The organism is Brevibacterium iodinum ATCC 49514 (genome assembly GCF_900169265.1).
Taxonomy (GTDB): domain Bacteria; phylum Actinomycetota; class Actinomycetes; order Actinomycetales; family Brevibacteriaceae; genus Brevibacterium; species Brevibacterium iodinum.
This window is the reverse complement of record NZ_FXYX01000034.1, coordinates 1-19355: the sequence shown is the minus strand read 5'-3', so window position 1 is coordinate 19355 and position 19355 is coordinate 1. Positions and strand designations below refer to the sequence as shown.

The window sequence follows — 19355 nt, the reverse complement described above, 5'->3', positions numbered from 1 at the left end:
CACCAAAAGGGGGTGGGTCACCGCCAGGTTGAGTCACGATCACGGGATGGAGAGGCCAACACCTACTCTGCCAGCCGGTCCCAGACCAGCCACTACCAAGACTCACAGCCGTCAGGTAGCAATTGGGAAGGAAGAGGGCGGGAAGCGAACGAATCGCTTCCCGCCCTCTGTCGGTGCATCGATCAGATCAGATGCGCAGACCCGAGTGGTCGACTGGAACGGCGGGGCCGTTCGACGTCGTGATCGTGGCCTTGCTGATGTAGCGGCCCTTCGAGGAGGACGGCTTCAGACGCAGGATCTCTTCGATCGCAGCATCGAAGTTCTCCTGCAGAGCTTCCTCGGAGAAGGAGACCTTTCCGATGATGAAGTGCAGGTTCGAGTGCTTGTCGACGCGGAATTCGATCTTTCCGCCCTTGATGTCGCTGACGGCCTTGGCGACATCCATGGTCACGGTTCCGGTCTTCGGGTTCGGCATCAGGCCACGGGGACCCAGCACCTTACCGAGACGACCGACCTTGCCCATCATGTCGGGGGTCGCAACAGCGGCATCGAAGTCGGTGAACCCTCCGGCCACCTTCTCCAGCAGGTCATCGGAGCCGACGTAGTCAGCACCTGCTTCACGGGCAGCTTCTGCACGGTCGCCGGCAGCGAACACCAGGACCCGAGCGGTCTTACCGGTACCATGCGGAAGGTTGACGGTGCCGCGCACCATCTGGTCCGCCTTGCGGGGGTCAACACCCAGGCGGAGAGCGACCTCGACCGTGGCGTCGTACTTCGCCACGTTGGTCTCTTTGGCCAGGGCGATCGCCTGAGCCGGTTCGTAGTTCACATCTGCGGCGATCTTCTCAGCCGCGGCCTGATAGGCCTTCGAACGCTTTGCCATCTGCTTTACTCCTTGCAGTCGTGGTGTGGGCTGCGTGGGCCCTGCCACTGTGTGGGATGAGGTCTCAGACCTCGATGTCGGTGGTGATGCCCATGGAACGCGCGGTTCCGGCGACGATGCGGTCGGCCTGATCCAGAGTGTTGGCGTTCAGGTCGGGCATCTTCGTGGTGGCGATCTCGCGCACCTGATCGGCGCTCAGGTGAGCGACCTTGACGGTGTGCGGAGTAGCCGAACCCGACTTCACTCCGGCGGCCTTTTTGATCAGCTCGGCTGCCGGCGGGGTCTTGAGCACGAAGTCGAACGAACGATCTTCGTACACGGTGATCTCGACGGGAACGATGTTTCCGCGCTGGGATTCTGTGGCGGCGTTGTAGGCCTTGCAGAACTCCATGATGTTGACGCCGTGCTGGGCAAGCGCCGGACCGATCGGAGGAGCCGGGTTAGCGGCACCTGCCTGAATCTGGAGCTTGACGAGGCCGGCTACCTTTTTCTTGGGAGGCATGTACGGTCCTTAATCTTGAGGTTTCGATGTGCCAGACATATACAGCACATCGTTCGAAAGCGGCCTTCCGATAAGGGCCGCAATCAAACCACACCAGTATTCCATGCGCGCCCACCCGCGGGCAAATGCTCGTGAGGGGCATCACCCGATCGTCCTCTCGCCGAGGCGGGCCAACGTCGCCGGCTGATGTGGCCATTTCGGCGCGACCACCTCGGCTCCGTCGTTCAAGCGCGAGCCCGGATATCGCCCCGCAGACGGTTCGATGACTGCGCTCAGCCTTGATCGACACAATCCCTTCCCCAACGAGACAATCCCCTCGCCGAGGCGGCCGAGCCAGTGAACTCGGGAACGCGGGAACGCCGAAGGGGCCCGGAGAATTCCGGGCCCCTTCGGTCACGATCGCACCGAGGCGATCAGTGAAACCATATGGCGATCAGAGCTTCGAGACCTGATCGAAGCCGAGTTCGACGGGAACATCACGTTCGAAGATCGACAGCAGCACGGTGAGCTTCTGCGATTCGGGACGGATCTCCTGGATCGTCGCGGGGTGGCCCTCGAAGGAGCCCTCCTTGACGAGCACGGACTCGCCGACCTCGAACTCCACCTCGGTGATGGGCGCGGACTTCGCAGCGGCCTCGGCGGCGGGGCCTTCGGCAGCGGCGGCTTCGGCCTGGCGCTCTTCGAAGATCGGGGCGAGCATCGAGAAGACCTCGTCGATCGACAGCGGAGTCGGGTCGTAGGCGTTGCCCACGAATCCGGTGACACCCGGAGTGTGGCGGACGGCGCCCCACGACTCGTCGGTCAGTTCCATGCGCACGAGCACGTAGCCGGGGATGCGCACACGACGGACCTGCTTGCGCTGTCCGTTCTTGATCTCGACGACATCTTCCATCGGCACCTGCGACTCGAAGATGAACTCTTCGAGGTTGAGGCTGACGGTGCGGTTCTCGAGGTTCTGCTTGACGCGGTTCTCGTAGCCTGCATAGGAGTGGATGACGTACCAGTCACCCTCCTGCATGCGCAGCTCGGCCTTGAACTCTTCGGCCGGGTCGATCCCGTCGGCAGCGGCGACGTCTTCGGCGGCATCGCCCTGCTCGCCGTCGGCTGGGTCAGCCGAATCGGCTTCGTCAGCGGAGTCAGCAACGTCTGCGGAGTCAGCGTCAGCGGACTCGACGGGGGCGGTCGCCTCGGCGTCGTTGGGCCCTTCTTCGGTTTCGGGCACCACAGCGGCACCCGACTCTTCGGGAGTGACGTCCTGGGTCTCAGGGGTCTCCTGCTCAGGTGAGTTGGTTTCCGACACCGATCAATTCCTCGCTTCGCGTTTTGTGATTCCCGGTAGGGAGTGAAGTTTGAGCTTGGTGTGGTTCACGGCTGAGGCCGTATCACCACAGGGGCCACAGCGGAGTTCCGCCGAACACCCAGCCGACGAGCTTGCCGAAGACCAGGTCGAGGCCCGTGACGAGAAGCATCATGAACAGGATGAAGCCCAGCACGACGAGCGTGTAGTTGAGCAGCTGCTTCCGGGTCGGAGTGACGACCTTCTTGAGCTCTGCCACCACTTCGCGGAAGAACTGCAGGATTCGTCCGAAGAATCCGAGCTTCTTTGGACCGGAGGCACTGTTGGGTGCGCTGCCAGTCTGCTTTGCCGGTGTGTCGCTCACACATCCTCACTCGGTCGGTTTCGTTTGGCTTCACAATTGTTCGTGCCGGTCGAGGACGGCGCCTGGCCGATGAGACTTCGGCAGAGTCAACTGCGCAGGGGTGACAGGACTCGAACCTGCAACCTACGGTTTTGGAGACCGTTGCGCTACCAATTGCGCCACACCCCTCTGATCGGACTTGAGCGATCGTGTCGATCCCTGTGGTGTCCGACCACGAGAAACGAGCATACCGTGCTCGACCGTTATTCGTCGAACCGAGGGTCGAAGCAATGTGTCGAACGTGTCGACGCTCACTCACCCACCGGTTCATCGACAGGTGGCTGGCCCACGAGCGGCCTGGGTTCGGGGAACCGCACCCAGGGGTCGATCTGCACCTGCTTGTCGGGTGTGACGGTGATGGTCTGCACGTCGATGGGGCGCTTCGTCTCATTGTCGACGCGGATGATGCTCAGCTCCGCATTCATCTTCAGCGGTCCCGGAGTCAGCGCATTCGCCAGGGCTCCCCCGGTCGTCGAGCTGGAGTACCGTGTTCCGGAACCGAAGTTCTCCGGTCCGACCTGTCGGTGCCAGTGTCCGCTCAGAGCGTAGTCGGCGCAGCCCGACCGCAGACTCGGTGCGCCGACAGCCGGATCGTGGATGAGCATGATGTCGAAATCGGCCGCGCAGGCTTCGTCGCGCAACCGCTGGGCATACTGGTCGGCGGTGAGGTCCGTCTCCAGCTGCGGGCCGGACCCGAACACCGTGCGGCGCGGGTCGGCGGCACCGAAGAACCTCACCCCGGCCATCTCCGCGGCGGAGTCCTCGAGCACGTTCCACCCGCGGGCCCTCGCGTGCCGCGTCGTTCCCATGGAGTCGTGGTTGCCCTTGACCATCATCCGCGGCAGCTTCTCCGGCAGTTCGTCGTCGAGCACGTCGAGGCAGTAGTTCTCCGCCGTGGTTCCAGTCATGGAGATGTCTCCGCCGTCGATATAGGCATCGGCTCGACTCATTCCCGCGACCGCACCGACGACGCGGGCCATGCCGATGTTGCAGTGGATATCTGAGCCGTAGACGAACGTGGTCACGCCCTTCCGGCCTTCGCCTACACCGCCGTCGCCGCTGCCGACAGCGGGTGCGCCGACTCCCGCAGGCGGGACGAGTCCCCGATCGGTCCAATTGCCGGAGATCGGACGGTCGTTCCATTGCGTACGCAGGGTCTTGAGAACATCGTCGTAGAAGGCATCGTTGTCGTCAGCGAAGTCCTGCACCGCCCCGAACGCAGTGTCGATGATCCCGCCGAGGCGGCCCGTGACCTGGGATCCGGCCAGGGGTGTGCCCTCGAACGCCGGATCGGCCGAAATCGGCTTCGGACGGTTGAGCACAACGGCACCCAAGCCGGTGAGGACGAGCACGAGCACCAGCCCGATGCCGAGGAGCTCCTTGCCCGCGAAGGCCCGGATGATGGTGTCGACCCGGGTGGGCCCGAGGAAGAGGGCCAGACCGACGAGGCCCCCGGTGATGATGCACACGGCCAACGCCCATCGCGTGAGGATCTCCCGGCTGAGTCCGTCGATGACCTGGTCGATCTGCGCCTGCGGGGCCGAGAACAGCGAAGCGTAGGAGGCGATGTCGCCGCCGAGGGCGTCGACGGTTCCCCCTCCGGGGTCGGCCACCTCCGCGGGATCGGCCGCAGGTCGCTCGTCGTCACCGGAATCACCGGACACGGGGATCTCACCGATGTCGACGTGCAGTCCCAGACCGAGGGGGATGACATCCTCGGTGGGGACGAGCAGTCTGCCCAAGGGGCCGAAGTCGACGGTGAGCCGGGAGTCCGCGGTGACCCGGTACTGCGCCTCGTGCGGGCCGAAGGTGAGATCGGCCCGCGAGGTGAACAGCGCCCAAGGCAGGGTCACAAGCGCAACCGCCGCCAAGGTGATGACGAGTGCGGTGATTCTCCGTCGTGATGACACGGCCACCAGTCTAAGGACGTTTCCCGTCGTCGATGGAGCAGCCGATGAAGGTCGGTTCGGGTTCCAGGGTGATGCCGAAGGCGTCCTCGACGCCGGCGACGACGGTCGACGCGAGATCGATCACATCGGCCGTGCTCGCGTGTCCCCGATTCGTCAGTGCCAGGGTGTGCTTGGTCGACAGCGACGCCAGTCCCTCGCCGAGGCTGAAGCCTTTGGAGAACCCCGCGTGCTCGATCAGCCAGGCCGCTGAGGTCTTCGTCTTCCCTTCGATCTTCGCTCCGCTGAGCGGGTCGGTCACCGGGTAGCGAGGAGCCTCGGCGGGCAGAATCTCGGCGTTCTCGACGATGGGGTTGGTGAAGAAGGATCCCGCCGACCAGGAGTCGTGATCGGCTGGGTCGAGGACCATGCCCTTCGACCGGCGCAGCGCAATGACGTTCTCGCGCACCCGTGCGGCCGGGACGCGGGTGCCGATCTCGACGTCGAGGCTCGAGGCGAGCTGAGCGTAGCGCACCGGCAGCGACTCGTCGCTGCGCTGGAGGTCGAAGGTCACCGAGAGCACGACGAACTGCGGGGTTCCGGCCGCCAACTGGGCGCGTTTGAGCGCCGAGGTGCGGTAGCCGAATTCGAGTTCGACTGCGGTGAGGTGGCGGATCTGACCGGCCACCCGGTCGAAGACCTCCACGGAGGAGATGAGCTCGCCGACCTCCGTGCCGTAGGCACCGACGTTCTGGATCGGGGTCGCACCGACCGACCCGGGGATCCCGGACAGTGCTTCGAGTCCGGACAGCCCCAGGTCGAGGGTGTGGGCGACGAAGGCGTCCCAGTCCTCCCCCGCCTCGGCGGTGACCCGGGTGTCGGTCGTCGTGGTCTGGGTGGTCTCCACTCCGGTGGTCCGGACCACGCAGACCGCACCGTCGAATCCGGCATCGGCGATGAGCAGGTTCGATCCGCCGCCGATGAACAAGACGCGGGTCCGTTCCTGACCGCTGAGTTCGAGCGGGTGGGCGGCGCAGAAGTCGAGCAGTTCGTCTCGGGTGTTCGCGACAGTGACCTGCGGGGCCGGTCCGCCGAGGCGGAAGGTGGTGAAACTGGAGAGTTCCTGCCGGTGGGCTTCGGTCACGCTGAGATCCGAACCTGCGTGCGGCTGAGGACATCGGCCTCGCCGGACTTCACGGAGATGTCGATGCGGGCCGTGCCGACGGCGGGGTCGACGGCACCGACGGTGGCGGTGAGCTTGAGCGAGGTCGTCGGGGTCGCCGGTGATCCGGTATCGGCGTCGGGGACGACGACGGGGGCGGAGAAGCGGGTCCGGTAGTCGACGATCGCACCGGGGTCGCCGAGCCATTCGGCCACCGGAGCGATGACCGCCGCCATCGAGAGCATCCCGTGGGCGATGACATCGTCGAGGCCGACTTCGCGGGCGAAGCGTTCGTTCCAGTGGATCGGATTGTGATCGCCCGAGGCTGCGGCATAGTCGACGAGGGAGGCACGCGACAGTGGGATCTCGGATTCCACGACTGTGTCTCCGATGGTCAGTGTGGAGAAGTCGATGGCGCTCATTCTCCGTCTCCTCTCACGACGATGGTCGAGGTCACGGTGACGACGGGCTGCTCCGCGACATCGGTGATCTCGGTGCGGGTGGTGATCATGGCGTTGTTTCCGGCGGCCCGGACTCCGTCGACATGGGTGAGCGCGGACAGGACGTCGCCGGCGACGATGGGACGGGTGAACGAGAACTGTTCGGAGCCGTGGACGACCTTCGAGAAGTCGATGCCCGAATCCGGGTCGGAGATATAGGCAGCTTCCGATTTCTGCGCGATGATCACAGCGAAGGTGGTCGGGGCGACGACGTCGCGGTAGCCCAGCGCGGTGGCCGCCTCGGCGTCGAAGTGGTAATCGGCCTTCGCTCCGGTGGCGAGCGCGAATTCCGCGATCGCCTCCCTGGAGACCTCATAGGGCTGAGGCAGGGAGAACGTGGCCCCCTGCTTCTCCGTATTCACCGGCATATGCGCTCTCTCTTCCACTGGGGTCGGTATCGACACCAGCCTAAAGCACGGCCTTAGGATGAGGCTCACCGGCGAGGAATTGATCGCGCGTTCGTATCCGGTTCACACAATTGCTGCACCATCGGGCTCGCTGCACGCACTCCACACCGGCGGCATCTGCTCCTACAGTTCCTCGGCCACCCCTCACCGTTCCTCGCATAACCTCCTGGTGCGGCCGGTGGATGTGCGAGGAGCGGTGTGGGATGGTCACTTCCCTGCCTGAAACTCAGGTGACGCTGAGCCCGGATGTGCCCGAATCGCCACAGGTGTCGCCGGATCCGCACACCGAACCGGTCTTCGCGGCAACCGACCGTGGCAGAATCGTGGTGTATCGACAACGCTTGTGATCGCCTGAGCGCGAAGGAGAAACACGATGACCCCGATTCGCCGGTCTACCTGGGTGCCCCGCCTGCTGACGGCGGCCGCTGGAACCGTTCTCGCCTTGTCCCTGACCGCTTGCGGAGGCTCCGGAGGGGACAAGCCCGCCGAGGATGAGAAGTCCGAAGCGGTGCAGACGGAGAAGGGAGGATTCGGCGGAGGTGCCGTCGAATCGAAAGAGGCCGACGCCCCTGGATCCGAACCCGCCGAGGCGGAGCCGACAGACACGAAATCGACCGATCCGTTCGCCGATGCTGCGAAGACGACGAACTGGGCCAGCGACGACGGGATGAAGATCGACAAGAAGGGCAATGGGGTCGTGCCGGCCTCATCGATCGAGGCCGACCTCATCGACCTGTTCGAGAACAAGCTCGATTGGAAGGTCAAAGAAGCCAAGTGCGATTCCGATATGGAGCTCCGCGAATGGTACGGCTTCAAATCGTGCCAGGTCACCGTCAAAGACAAGGACGCCTACAAAGGCAGGAAGAAGTACTTCGGCACCGTGAAGATCGTCGATCACAAGGATCAGATGATCAAGTACGAACTCATGTTCCCCGGCATCGACAAGGAAGACTTCGACTTCAAGGACTGATCACCGAGGCGGCCCCGGCCCCGGTCATCGATCGGTTCCTGAGATTGCGACTGCACACTTATCGTCGCCCGTACGACCTCCGTCCGTGCGGGCGACGAATCGTCTCCGCGGATGTCCGGACGAACCGGTGATGACAACGCTGCCGGTCGCCTCGGCGAGGGATCGGCTCTCCCCGTCCACGGCACGATCGGAACGCTCAGCCGAACCCGGGGCCGCAGTCTCCGAGCTCGGGGCGCTGCCCGGCTCGTCCAGGGCCTCTCGGATGATCCGGCGCGGATCGTACTGTCGCGGATCAAGCGGTCTCCAGTCCTCGGTGCCCATCGATTCGGCGGCCCGAGTCCGCGCCGTGTCGACCTGGGCCCGGAGCAGACGGGCGAACTCGCCCAGCTTCTGCGCGTAGTGGGGCAGCCGCTGCGGGCCGATGACGAGGGCAGCGAAGATGCCGACGATGATCAGTTTCTCGGAACTCAGGCCGAACATGTCCGAGTCCTTTCCGTTGGCGTGATCGGCACTCGACCAGACCGTTCCTCCTCCGCGTGCGGACCGCCGACCATTCGGTCGTACCCTCGGGCCCGGTCGTGGATGAACGCGATGACGAGCGCAGCGAGGAAGAGCAGCGCCATCGGGGCCGCGACGAAGAACATGGAGAGCACGTCGGCGGCCGGGGTGATCAGTGCGGCGAAGACCACGATGGCCACTCGCCAGGCCTTCGCGATCGATCGCGCAGAGAGCAGGCCGATGAAGTTGAGGACGACGAGGAAGACCGGGAGGACGAAGGCGACGCCGGTGGCGATGACGATCTTGAACACGAAGTCGAAATAGTAAGACGCCTGCAGAAAGGTGCTGTCCTCGCTCGAGGCGAACGAGGTGAGCACCTCGACCATCCGCGGGAAGATGTACAGGCCGGTGAGGCAGCCTACGACGAAGAGCGGAAGTGCGGCGCCGAGGAAGCCGAACGTGTACTTCTTCTCCTTCGCGGTCAGCCCCGGGGTGAGGAATCCGAAGGCCTCCCCCAGCCACACCGGGCTGGAGAGGACGATCCCGGAGTACACAGCGATGCGCAGCTGAAGGTCGAATGCGCCGGTGACGCTGTCGTAGTTGAGTGAAGCGCTGCGAGACTCGGCGAGCTCGGTGATCGGGGCCCGGAGGACGTCCATCACGAAGTCAGAGGTGAGATAGCCGGTGACCGTGCCGATGATCAGCGCCACTGCCGCGCGCACAGCCCGTTTCCGCGCCTCCTGCAGGTGCGCGGACAGCGGCATCTTCTCCGCGGCGGCGCTCATGAGCGGGGTTCCGTCTCATCACCCGCCCGTGAGTCGGATGATTCGTCCTTGAGGATGCGCACAGACTGCCCGAGGCTCTTGGCGAGTGCAGGCAGCTTGGCTGCGCCGAAGACGAGGATGATGATGGCGAGGATGACGAGGGCGTGCCAGCCCGTGAGGTTGTGCAGCATGATGGTGAGCCTTTCTCGGAGTTGTCAGGGCTTTTCGCGGTCGCCGTCGGGTGGAGCTTGTCCGGCACCGCCGCCTCCCGGGGCTGCGCCGCCGGTCGGTTCGGTGTCGGTGTCGACGGGAACATCGAGCGTGGCGGTGTATCCGGAATCCCTGTCGCCGCTGATCGTGGCGAGTTGCTGCTCTCCTCCGTCGTCACCGAAGACGTTGTCGTCGTCGAGGGAGATGGCAGAGAGGTTCTTCGCCGATCCGTCGTAGGTCTCGAGAGCGAAGACTGCATTGCAGGCGTCTTCGGGCAGGGCCATCTGCGAGGTGGCGATGGCGTTCTCGGCATCGGTGATCGAATCGACGTCCGGGTAGACCTCGAAGTGGATGTGGGTCCAACGGCCGGAGTAGCAGCCGGGGAAGACGGAGGTGAAGGTGACTTCTCCTGCTGCGTCGGCGACCTGGACGCCTCGCAGCCAGGTCGCGTCTTCGACGCCGTCGGAGTACATCGAGTAGCGGCCCTGAGCGTCGCAGTGCCAGGCGTGGACGGCGGCGCCTTCGAATGGAGCATTGTCACCGGCCATATCGGTGGGTGACCTTGAGGGTGAATGTCAGGGGCACACCGTCGACGGTGTCGGTCCCGTCGATGTTCGAGCGGATGTCCGAACGCACGATTCCGGAGTCTTCGAGGATGTCCGGTCCGTTCGATCCGTCCGCCGGATACGGACCGGCCGTCTCGTCGGGGATCTCGGTGACCGATCCGCTGCCGCTCGAACTCGATTGCGTCGATCCCTCGGCCCCGGAGGTGCAAGCGGCCAGGGCCATGGTGCCGACGCCGGCGCCGACGAGCCCGAGAACTCCTCGCCGGCTGAACAGGGTGCGGATGTCGAAGGAGGCGCCTTGGTCGACGACCTCTTCGTCGGGACGGTCGAGGAGCCTGCCTTCGTAGGCGGGTCCGTTGGGGGTCTGGTCCGGTTCGGGTACGTGAGCCATGAGCTGTCCTGCCTTCGATGATGTGTGATGACACCATCGTGGTGACCGGCTCTGGCGTGGGACTGTGGCGTTTCTGGACCGCGGCTGTGGATGCTCAGTCGGTTTGTGTTCCGTCCCACCAGTCGAGGACTCGCCGGGCTTGCAGGGTCACCCATTTCGAGTGTTCGCGGACCGGAGCGTCGACGTGGAACCAGACGTCGGCGTCAAGGCGATGGTCCTGAGTCCAGGTGCCGTCGTCCGAGCGTCTGTCCCTGACTATGCCGACCGCCTCTTCCATTAGCGGGGGCGCCCCGCAGGATGAGTCGGCGGTCGCTGCCGGGCGTGTTGGGAAGAGAGGCTAGTGCCGACGTTGTCACTGCGCTTGTACTTTCTGTGGCGTACATCACAGAGTAAGACCGACACGGCCGGAAGGAATCGCGCAACACTGTCTCAAGGAGTTCCCGGACGCAGAAACTCCCCCATCGGATTCGTCATCCTGATGAGGGAGTTGATCGGTAGCGGGAGGGGGACTCGATCCCCCGACCTCACGATTATGACACCAGCCACCCAGCCACTTGTCGCCGGTCAAATCGCCATCACCGCACTGACTTTCGCCATCCTCCGCGACGCGCTCACAGAGGGAGTCGAATCATGATCCGCAAGACCCTCACTGTCCCCACAGTTAAGTCACTCCTGACCCGCGCAGGCATAGACCACTCACGACTCACGATCACCCATATCGATACGACCTCAACCCATTCAGCCGGCACGCACCTCGGCCAACATGTCGAGAGTTCCAACGTCAGAATCTCCGGCGACCCTTCCACCCGTCGTGAAGCACGTGCCGCACTCAGCGACCACGATCTGTGCGTGGCACCCCTACCTCAATACGATGACTGGAGCCGAGACTGACCTCGTGTCACACCCTCGGTGTAGTCTCAACCACACAACCTAATCACTACAGATACAGATAAGGAAGAACGGTCATGGACATCGGATTCATCGTTGCACTCGTTATCGGCGGCTTCATCCTTGTATGTGTTCTCGGTATCGCACTTCGCCTCGCCACCTTCGCTTGCGCAGCCCTCGCGTTCTACTCATTCCTCCACATCTTCCTCGTCGAATCAAGCGGTCCGCTGTGGATCGCCGCCATCGGCGGAACCCTCGGATTTTTCATTCTGGGGGCACACTCCACTTCCCGCTTGGATCGATAAACCAGCCCTACTACACACCTGCTCACCAGGCATGGTAGGAAATTCTCACTCCCCTAATTTGGAAAGTGAGTTGCCATGTCTCCTCGTGACGTCTCGCAGCATCATCAAAAGCTCCACGCCGAGTTCACTACCGCGCTGTCAAGTTACCGGGCCCCAGACACCGTTGATCTACGCGGCTACTACCTACTTCGACTGATGAGGTGGGTCGAGGAAAACTTCGCCCACGGCACAGTCCTCAAACTACAGATCGATGACTTCAACCAGTGGCTGTCGAAAGAAGTAGGCCCAGCTATATCGACTAAGCGCTCAGCACGATCCACCCTCAGCGTGTTCTACAGCTGGGCAGAAATCACTGGCAAACTCTCTACGAACCCGGCGCGCCACCTCCCAAGCATGCGCAACAGCGTCGGCATCCCCCACCCTTGCCCTCCAGACGAAATCCAGCGCGCACTGCAACGCTGCACACGCCCCATCGACGTACTCATGATCTTGTTCGGAGAGTTACAAGGTCTGCGGGCAGGTGAAACAGCTCGCACCCACACCGATGACGTGCTCTACCCCACCAAGGAACTTCGCGTCTTGGGAAAAGGAAACAAAGAGCGCCTGCTTCCACTCCATCCGCTTCTTCACGAACTACTCCCCCAATTCCCGGCGGGATACTTCTTTCCATCCGACCGTAATCCTTCGGGCCACATGCTGCCGCGGTCTGTTGGCCGCCGCATTCGGCATCTACTCGGTTACCAGCCCGGTCGAAATGCACACTCCCTCCGTCACAAGTTTGGAGTCGACGCCCTCGAGCTCAACCCAGACCTCATAGGTCTTCGAGACCTGCTCGGGCACACTTCAGTCGCGACAACTCAGATCTACACCAAAGCTTCCAGCAAACGACTACGGAAACTGGTCGCTGATCTTCCTGAACCCCCTGGGCATCGAGAGAGGTTGCGTGCCCTCCACCTGCAATCCGCTTCATAGTTCTCCCCACAGTTGTGACAAACACCCGTGTCGATTTCGCCCGAACTTCGTGCACCAGTTCACAACGACACGGAGGAACATTCATGTCCAAAATCCCGACCCATTATCCGGTCAAATACAAGTGCGGCCACACCGTCAGCACCGACCTGTCCAAGATTCCGCCATCGAAGCGTGCCGCCGCTGCCCGGTCCGATTTCTACGAGACTCGTGCTGGCAAGGACAACGATGGCATGGTCTGCCCCAACTGTTTCAAAAAGCAGCGGAAGACCGACACCACTGCGTTCCTGAATCAGCTCATGCTCGATGCCGAAGCATTCGAGGAAGAACACCAGCTTCCTGACCTCACCGGCACCGACCGAATGATTTCCAGCGGCCTCGTGGAGGGAGCACGGCGTGACCGTTACAGCGTCCTCTCCTCGCTTCTCGGTGATGACTCGGAATATCCCGAGGACCGCCAGAGCATCCTCGATGCAGCGCAGTCACTCACCTGGGCAGGCTGGTGGGTTAACAACCTCTCATTCAAAACCCGCAAGGACAACGACTACGGGCAAAAGGAGCTCTACACCCTCGTCATTGACGGTGCTGAGCAAGAAGCCAAGCGTGAAGATTCCAACGACCGCATCACCTCGGAAAATCCTCACGATTGGAATCCCGGCGAAGACGACCCGTCCTGAACCCGCTGAGTAATCATCATGACTTCAACAGATGAGGAAAACACCATGTCGAACATCACCGTTTGGACTACTCCAAACTGCAACCAGTGCAAGCAGACCATTCGCTTCTTCGAGAAGGATGGAATCTCCCCTCGGATCAATGACCTCTCCGCGCCTGAGAATCTGGATAAGCTCAGAGAGATTAAGGCTGCTGGTCACCATCAGGCCCCCTACGTTGAGACTCCGACTGACGCTTGGTCGGGGTTGCGACCGGACAGGATCGTCCAGGCCGTTTCGCAAGAGCGGCAAGCCACCCCAAGTCCCTCCCTGCAGTCGCCTACACACACTCGGGATATGAGTACCTAGTTTCATTCCTGTCACTTTCGCCACGGCATCCAGATACCACTTCTGGGTGCCGTGGTTTTTTGTTTTCCCTGTCCGTCTCCCACATCCCACCTTTGACAAACATTCCCCCGAGAATCCGCCGAACAACCGGGGAACCTACGAATCCATTCAAGGCGGAGAAGAATGTACGACACCACTGAAAAGTCGCAAGCCATCGAAGTCGGTGATGCTGCCCCGAACGGTCTGATCGTCACCGCCGAAGTCCTCCTCCGGGACCGATCAAACGTATCCGTCTCCAAACCCTCTCTTGATGCCGCTCTGGCAATCATCCGCCGTCGCCATCACACTCGCCCCCCTGTTATCGAACTCGCAGCAGTTCATGCGAACGATCCGGTGTGTTTCGTCCCTGGCCGGTGGCGAGTCACCCCTGAATCTCTCGAACCTCTCAATTCTGGCGAGCGAGACGCCACCACGTATCTCATGGAGTTTCGCAACTTCTCGGTCATCACTCCTGGCGAGGGCTCAATCGCGGCGAAGTCTTCGCTTGCCACCGTGGTGGCCGCTGCTCAATCACTGGCGAATCGCAATGTTGAGACTTTCGAACTGACTTCTTCCCTCCCCGGCTTTCGTACCCAGGTGCTCGAACCGGAAAGTTTTGATGACACGGTCGAGATCACGGCTGTTCCCGACATTCCGCCTAAACCCGACACATCACCGCACGTGCCGACTCAAGCCGAACGTGTTCTTTCTCGCGCCAAGCACAGAATCAGCACGATCGCTCCGAAACGACACACCAAGGACCGCTCGGCCCGGAATCCGCAGGCATCCCGCGGTAAGCATCCGCATTCGACCAAGTGGGCCAAGAACGGGCCTCTACTTATGACTGTCGGTGCGGTCGCTCTCGTCGGACTCCTCATTGCCGCTCTGCTGCTTTTCGCGCCCTCGCGCGACACCGAGCCAGCCTCTGCTGACGCATGGTTTACCCCCGCTCCGACAGCCCCGCCTGCAGAGACTGAACTTCTCGACGGATACGACAAGAAACTCTGGGACATTCCCGCCAAAAATGCTTCGGCTCTGAGCTGGTTCAAAGCTGGGGTCGCACACGTCACTCCTGACAACGGAGAACTCGTCCTCACGGATACAACGTCCGGCGACGAGATTGCGAAGACCAAGCTGGATGCCGCAGTCAAATACACGGCTGAGTTCATGACCGGCGACACTGCCGCGATTGCTGCCCGCACCGATAAGTCTGTGGCCGCGATCAACGCTGACGGCAAGACTCAGACCTGGCCAGTCGAAAAAGATCAGACGCTCAACGTCACCGGTACCACTCCGATGCTCATGTCCGAAGACGGAAAGGTCCACGCACTCGTCTTTGGAGAAAACAAGCCCGTTGAGGTCACTCCCAATCCTCAGTTCGTTCCAGTCTCCATTGATGATCGAACCCTCATTCAGATCGAATCGGGCAAGCCGCGACTCGTCACCATCCCGTTCGGTGAGAATTCTCCCCAGGCTACAACCGTCCAATTGACGCCACCCGTCCAGGACGCCACCTTTGTCCGACACGTCAGTGCCGGCCATGGCCTCGCTGTCGCGGAATGGAAGATCGACAACACCAGCTACGTCGTTGTCCACAAACTCGACAACGGCAAGATTGCTGGTGCCGCCGAAGCCAGCGACAACGCCGACGAGTGGAAGATCGGTCGCGGACTCGAAACCGCGATCATCGGCACCACGGCGTTCAGCCTCTCCACAGGTTCTGCCGTAGCTCATTCCACGACCGGCAACTTCACCACAGCTCTCGGACCGGCAGCAGTCACCGATTCCGGCTCCTCACCTACCTATTACGTCAACAAGCACACCTATACCGACACAGATCGTGTCATCGGCTACACCGGATCCGGCATTGCGCTCGTGCGCGGTTCCAACGGTGCGGTCACCGCTAATGAGAAAGGCCCATCCAAATGACCCAACCACTCCCCGCTAAGAAGCGAATCCTTGCTGCTGCACTAGCAGTCGGAATCGCAACATCGTCCACGGCACTGGTCACGCCGCTGGCTCACGCTGACGAGACCACCGCGAACTCAGCCGCTACTGAAGTTGACGTTCCCGAGGCCACTCAGCCAGCCCCGTCTCCACCTGCTGACCCTCAGCCGAAGCACAACGAACACACTAAGCCTGTTGCCCAGGAAGACACTGTGCCACAACCGGAACCTCACGACGAGTCTTCTGTCTCTCCATCGGTTGAGCCGCCCGTCGTTCCTGAGCCAGCTGATTCCGCACCGCCTGTCGTTGATGCAACGGTGCCCAAAGCCCCCGCTCCTGACCAACCCGATCCCCCGGCCGACAACGATGTGCCGACCGCGCCTGTCGAATCTCCGACCAAGAATCCGACCGAAAAGCCCTCTGAGCCGACTGAGGAACCCAACAATCCTCCGACTGACGAACCGACTGACGAACCCGGATCGGGCGAGGACGAGACAGAACCGCCGGATGAGGACTCCTATGATCCATCCGATCCGGGGGAACGTGAGGAACCCGATCCGGACGGTCCGAAGCCCCCGCCTGACTCGGAACATCAGTATCCGGCTGACAACACCGACCCGGTCACCGTCAAGCCTGCTCTTCCTCGCGAGGACTACAATCAGGCATCCATCGGACTCGTTGACCCCAAGACCGGGAAGCGGACCCCTAACGCGCACATAGATGGCTACGGCACGTTCTCAACCCTGCCGGATGGATCTATCACTTTCACTCCTGATGAACCGTTCGAGGGGTCCGTGACGATCAAATACTTCGTCAAGAACTCTCAGGGCGAATGGGTCATCGGTTGGTTCACAGTTCGCGGGGGTGGAACATCACCCACTCCCCCCGGTGACCACAATGCTTCGGCTAATTCCGATGGCGGCGATTCCGGCGCAGCTGCCGATGGCACAGGCACAGACGGCAATACCAGTTCAAAGGCCGATGGTACTGCTGGCTCCGACGACGGTTCCGCCTCGGCCTCTGCCGGGTCGAATGCCAAGGGAAACGATGATACTGCGAACTCCGACGCTTCCAGCTCATCGAATGCTTCCGCGACCGCTGATGGAGACAACGACGGCAAGGATGGATCACCTGCCAACCCGTCCGATGCAGAAGCCGACTCCAAGTCTCCGACTCCACCTCCTGGTGGTAACTCCGATGGAGATGAGGACTCCTCTGGTTCGGACTCATCCGACTCCGGATCCGATAAGGACCGGCCTGCCAATAACGCCGGTGCCGACGGTTCTGACACTCCCCCGCCCAACGATGGCGGCGACAGCAAATCCAAGGGTTCAGGTGACGGAGAAAAGGGAAAAAGGATGATGAAACGTCCTCTATCGCCAATGACTCGGACCTCGAGGAATCAGCACCCGGCTCTCCCGGTGATGTCCCCGAACTTCCCTCCGGACAGGGCGATGATGACCAGCATCGGTCACCAGCACCTCGTGAAGACACCTCGCTGGTAGATCAGGACGACGAATCGCACGATGACGAATCTGAGCCCTCCCCCAAGCGGACTGACGAAGTTGCGATCACCGATGGAAATTCCCCCGACTCTGACAACTCGGCCGCTCAGGGTGTGAACACCGCAACCGTCGCGATTGGTCTCAGTTCCCTCGTGATCTTGTCAATTGCTGGATTCATTCTCTTCACCGTATTCCGCCGCAAGAAGAACACCCAGTAACCACCTGCAGTGACCACTGGCTCATCTCCCCCGAGCTGGTGGTCACTGCCGAAAGGCCCCTGACATGTTCTCGCTCAAGTCCCTACTCCCCGGCACGGCAACACTCATCGCCGGATTTCTTGCCCTCGTTATCATCGTTCCACTCCTATTCGGTTTCATGGCTGCCAGTGGTGCCTGCACTCCCACCGACGATGGCGGTGGTGACGACGTTGGCAACATCGGTGATATCAGCCCGAACGAGAAGTCTCATGCCAAGGCTGTTTACAAGGTCTTCAAGAAGAAGGGCATGGCGAACAACAACATTGCTGGCATCCTCGGCAACTGGTCTCAGGAATCAGGGGTCGATCCCACGAGTGTGCAGGGTATCTTCGACTCCCCTTACAAGATGTCTCCGAAGAAGCGAGAGACAGCTGAAGCATCCTCGGCGGGTGGCATCGGGCTGGGGCAGTGGACTGCTGACCGCAATTCCAAACTGAAAGCCTATTCGAAGAAGAAGAACAAAGACTGGTGGACTATCGAAGTGCAGCTGAACTTCATGACCGATCCCAAGGGCGACAACCCGTCCGACGTGAAGATCATCGACAACATGATTTCCAGCGAGCTCAAGGATCCCGCAACCGCCGCACGGCACTTCCATGACAAGTGGGAACGGGCCAGTGCTCCCAACATGCCGAACCGCATCAAACAGGCCGAACGCTGGTCTCAGGAAATCAAGCAGTGGGACTCCGACGAAGACGTACAAGCTGCCACCGAAGTTTCCCAACCCGATCAGTCCGATGAAGCAATCGCTGGCGGCACTGTGACTGCTCAGAAGAAAAAGAAGCTCCCCCTGGGTGATGTGAAGCCCCACGTCCAAGAAGCCGCGGAAGTCATCTATGACGAGTATGACGGCATTACCGGTGTCGGCGGTGTCCGTTCCGGTAGCACTTCACGTGATCCGAATGGTCATCCGGCCGGACTCGCCGTTGACTTCATGGTTCCGCTCAATAAGGAAGGCAAAGCCCTCGGAGACGACATTGCCAAGTTCGCCATCGACAACCACGAAGCGCTCAATGTCAAATACATCATTTGGTATCAGCGCATATACAACGTCGAACGCGCCGACGAAGGCTGGCGCGATATGCCCGACCGAGGCGGAGATACGGAGAACCACAAAGACCATCCGCACATCTCCTTCCAAACCGAGGCCAAAGGTGATCCCAAAGATGCTGTTGGCAAGGGCAAGAAGGGCGGCGGCTCCGACAACGACGACAACGAATCAGATGCTGGTTGCGAAGCCGGAGGCACTGGCGGCGACGGTGGCGACGGAGACATTCCTGACGATGGTCGCCGCAAGCCCGGCCCCTGGGGGGATCACAAGAACGGGCAGATTCCGGAAAAGGAAATCAAACACATTCCCTGGACTCCTGGCAGCAAGAGAGAGTTCCTCCGGAAAGATGCTGCTGACGGCATTATTGCCATGAACAAGGCCTATAAGAAGAAGTTCAAAAAGGACTTGGAAATCACCGATGGTTACCGTGACCTCGAAGAGCAAAAGCAGCTCTACAAGAAATATGGACCTGGCCGAGCAGCAGTGCCTGGAAAATCAAATCATGGATGGGCATTAGCTGTCGATTATGGTGGCGGCGTCAACCGATTTGGAACACCAGAACATAAATGGATGAAAGAGAATGCCAAGAAATATGGATGGGAACACCCAGAGTGGGCGCGCGAAGGTCAGAAAAACGCCGAGGCCTGGCACTGGGAATATTACGGAACCGATAAAAAGAGCGACGCTTGACTCAGCAATCAATTCACACTCACAAGGAGATACACATGACTGAATGAGATACACATGACTGAATTCACCGTCTTTTCGGAAACCGAAACTCAAACGGGCTCTTCGTAATTGAGAGTGTAGATCGGTGATTCCAGGACACGGCGAGTCGCTGCGCGGATAGACGTCGAGGTCTTCCGATGATGGAAGTTCTCACACAATCCATCCGAAAGACCTCGACGTGGCCAAGCCTACTTTCTCGACCCCTGACCTCACGACATTCTGCCG

At 61.3% G+C, this 19355-nt stretch carries 22 protein-coding genes and 1 tRNA gene; 9 read left to right on the top strand and 14 right to left on the bottom strand.

What is annotated here, in order from left to right:
* Nucleotides 1-187: 187 nt before the first annotated feature.
* The 9 genes from rplA to BI49514_RS15320 form a co-directional block, all read right to left on the bottom strand.
* Nucleotides 188-883 (bottom strand): 50S ribosomal protein L1, encoded by a 696-nt coding sequence (rplA, locus tag BI49514_RS15360; RefSeq protein WP_101547327.1) that lies wholly within the window; start codon nt 881-883, stop codon nt 188-190.
* A gap of 64 nt (nt 884-947) precedes the next feature.
* A complete protein-coding gene (gene rplK / locus BI49514_RS15355) occupies nt 948-1385 on the bottom strand; it encodes a 50S ribosomal protein L11 (protein ID WP_025776636.1) in 438 nt (145 codons plus the stop codon).
* 433 nt (nt 1386-1818) lie between these two features.
* Nucleotides 1819-2685, bottom strand: a complete 867-nt coding sequence (nusG, locus tag BI49514_RS15350; protein WP_101547326.1) for a transcription termination/antitermination protein NusG — start codon at nt 2683-2685, stop codon at nt 1819-1821.
* Nucleotides 2686-2767: 82 nt separating this feature from the next.
* Complete coding sequence (gene secE / locus BI49514_RS15345; protein WP_101547325.1) at nt 2768-3046, bottom strand: preprotein translocase subunit SecE; 279 nt, start codon at nt 3044-3046, stop codon at nt 2768-2770.
* Nucleotides 3047-3141: 95 nt separating this feature from the next.
* Nucleotides 3142-3214, bottom strand: a tRNA-Trp gene (locus BI49514_RS15340).
* A 122-nt stretch (nt 3215-3336) separates the two neighbouring features.
* Complete coding sequence (locus tag BI49514_RS15335; protein ID WP_244195038.1) at nt 3337-4995, bottom strand: metallophosphoesterase family protein; 1659 nt, start codon at nt 4993-4995, stop codon at nt 3337-3339.
* 10 nt (nt 4996-5005) lie between these two features.
* A complete protein-coding gene (locus BI49514_RS15330; protein ID WP_101547324.1) occupies nt 5006-6115 on the bottom strand; it encodes a UDP-N-acetylmuramate dehydrogenase in 1110 nt (369 codons plus the stop codon).
* The gene (locus BI49514_RS17130) at nt 6112-6555 is read right to left on the bottom strand and encodes a MaoC/PaaZ C-terminal domain-containing protein (protein ID WP_101547323.1); all 444 of its coding nucleotides are present in this window, start codon (nt 6553-6555) and stop codon (nt 6112-6114) included. The genes BI49514_RS15330 and BI49514_RS17130 overlap by 4 nt, the downstream gene beginning before the upstream one ends.
* Nucleotides 6552-7001: an FAS1-like dehydratase domain-containing protein gene (locus BI49514_RS15320; RefSeq protein WP_101547322.1), complete on the bottom strand. Its 450-nt coding sequence runs from the start codon at nt 6999-7001 to the stop codon at nt 6552-6554. The genes BI49514_RS17130 and BI49514_RS15320 overlap by 4 nt, the downstream gene beginning before the upstream one ends.
* 242 nt (nt 7002-7243) lie before the next feature.
* On the opposite strand from BI49514_RS15320, the gene BI49514_RS16615 reads away from it, so the two are divergent.
* Together BI49514_RS16615 and BI49514_RS15315 are read left to right on the top strand one after the other, a co-directional pair.
* Complete coding sequence (locus tag BI49514_RS16615) at nt 7244-7387, top strand: hypothetical protein (protein ID WP_167443928.1); 144 nt, start codon at nt 7244-7246, stop codon at nt 7385-7387.
* Between the two features lie 26 nt (nt 7388-7413).
* Nucleotides 7414-8010 carry a hypothetical protein gene (locus tag BI49514_RS15315; protein WP_101547321.1) on the top strand — a complete coding sequence of 199 codons (597 nt, stop codon included), beginning with the start codon at nt 7414-7416 and terminating at the stop codon, nt 8008-8010.
* 24 nt (nt 8011-8034) lie between these two features.
* On the opposite strand, the gene BI49514_RS16610 is transcribed toward BI49514_RS15315, so the two are convergent.
* From BI49514_RS16610 to BI49514_RS17220, 5 genes are read right to left on the bottom strand one after another with little or no spacing between them, the layout of a single operon-like run.
* Nucleotides 8035-8490, bottom strand: a complete 456-nt coding sequence (locus BI49514_RS16610; protein ID WP_180954395.1) for a twin-arginine translocase TatA/TatE family subunit — start codon at nt 8488-8490, stop codon at nt 8035-8037.
* Nucleotides 8478-9293 (bottom strand): twin-arginine translocase subunit TatC, encoded by an 816-nt coding sequence (tatC, locus tag BI49514_RS15305; RefSeq protein ID WP_244195037.1) that lies wholly within the window; start codon nt 9291-9293, stop codon nt 8478-8480. The genes BI49514_RS16610 and tatC overlap by 13 nt, the downstream gene beginning before the upstream one ends.
* Nucleotides 9290-9463, bottom strand: coding sequence for a twin-arginine translocase TatA/TatE family subunit (locus tag BI49514_RS15300; protein WP_101547320.1), 174 nt, complete (start codon nt 9461-9463; stop codon nt 9290-9292). Before BI49514_RS15300 ends, tatC begins: the two co-directional genes overlap by 4 nt.
* A 24-nt stretch (nt 9464-9487) precedes the next feature.
* The gene (locus BI49514_RS17225; RefSeq protein WP_338063786.1) at nt 9488-10030 is read right to left on the bottom strand and encodes a dioxygenase family protein; all 543 of its coding nucleotides are present in this window, start codon (nt 10028-10030) and stop codon (nt 9488-9490) included.
* Nucleotides 10020-10439 carry a hypothetical protein gene (locus BI49514_RS17220; protein WP_338063785.1) on the bottom strand — a complete coding sequence of 140 codons (420 nt, stop codon included), beginning with the start codon at nt 10437-10439 and terminating at the stop codon, nt 10020-10022. The genes BI49514_RS17225 and BI49514_RS17220 overlap by 11 nt, the downstream gene beginning before the upstream one ends.
* A 965-nt stretch (nt 10440-11404) precedes the next feature.
* On the opposite strand from BI49514_RS17220, the gene BI49514_RS15285 reads away from it, so the two are divergent.
* The 7 genes from BI49514_RS15285 to BI49514_RS15255 all read left to right on the top strand — a co-directional run bounded on the left by BI49514_RS15285 (nt 11405) and on the right by BI49514_RS15255 (nt 19091).
* A complete protein-coding gene (locus tag BI49514_RS15285) occupies nt 11405-11632 on the top strand; it encodes a hypothetical protein (protein WP_101547318.1) in 228 nt (75 codons plus the stop codon).
* Nucleotides 11633-11707: 75 nt separating this feature from the next.
* Nucleotides 11708-12604 carry a tyrosine-type recombinase/integrase gene (locus BI49514_RS17350; protein ID WP_101547317.1) on the top strand — a complete coding sequence of 299 codons (897 nt, stop codon included), beginning with the start codon at nt 11708-11710 and terminating at the stop codon, nt 12602-12604.
* A gap of 83 nt (nt 12605-12687) precedes the next feature.
* Complete coding sequence (locus BI49514_RS15275) at nt 12688-13278, top strand: hypothetical protein (RefSeq protein ID WP_101547316.1); 591 nt, start codon at nt 12688-12690, stop codon at nt 13276-13278.
* An 18-nt stretch (nt 13279-13296) separates the two neighbouring features.
* Nucleotides 13297-13623 carry a glutaredoxin domain-containing protein gene (locus BI49514_RS17345; protein WP_420836302.1) on the top strand — a complete coding sequence of 109 codons (327 nt, stop codon included), beginning with the start codon at nt 13297-13299 and terminating at the stop codon, nt 13621-13623.
* Nucleotides 13624-14481: 858 nt separating this feature from the next.
* The gene (locus BI49514_RS16605) at nt 14482-15570 is read left to right on the top strand and encodes a hypothetical protein (protein ID WP_180954394.1); all 1089 of its coding nucleotides are present in this window, start codon (nt 14482-14484) and stop codon (nt 15568-15570) included.
* Nucleotides 15567-17093 carry a hypothetical protein gene (locus BI49514_RS15260; RefSeq protein WP_145996242.1) on the top strand — a complete coding sequence of 509 codons (1527 nt, stop codon included), beginning with the start codon at nt 15567-15569 and terminating at the stop codon, nt 17091-17093. Before BI49514_RS16605 ends, BI49514_RS15260 begins: the two co-directional genes overlap by 4 nt.
* A 282-nt stretch (nt 17094-17375) precedes the next feature.
* Nucleotides 17376-19091 carry a phage tail tip lysozyme gene (locus BI49514_RS15255; protein WP_101547313.1) on the top strand — a complete coding sequence of 572 codons (1716 nt, stop codon included), beginning with the start codon at nt 17376-17378 and terminating at the stop codon, nt 19089-19091.
* Nucleotides 19092-19355: the final 264 nt, after the last annotated feature.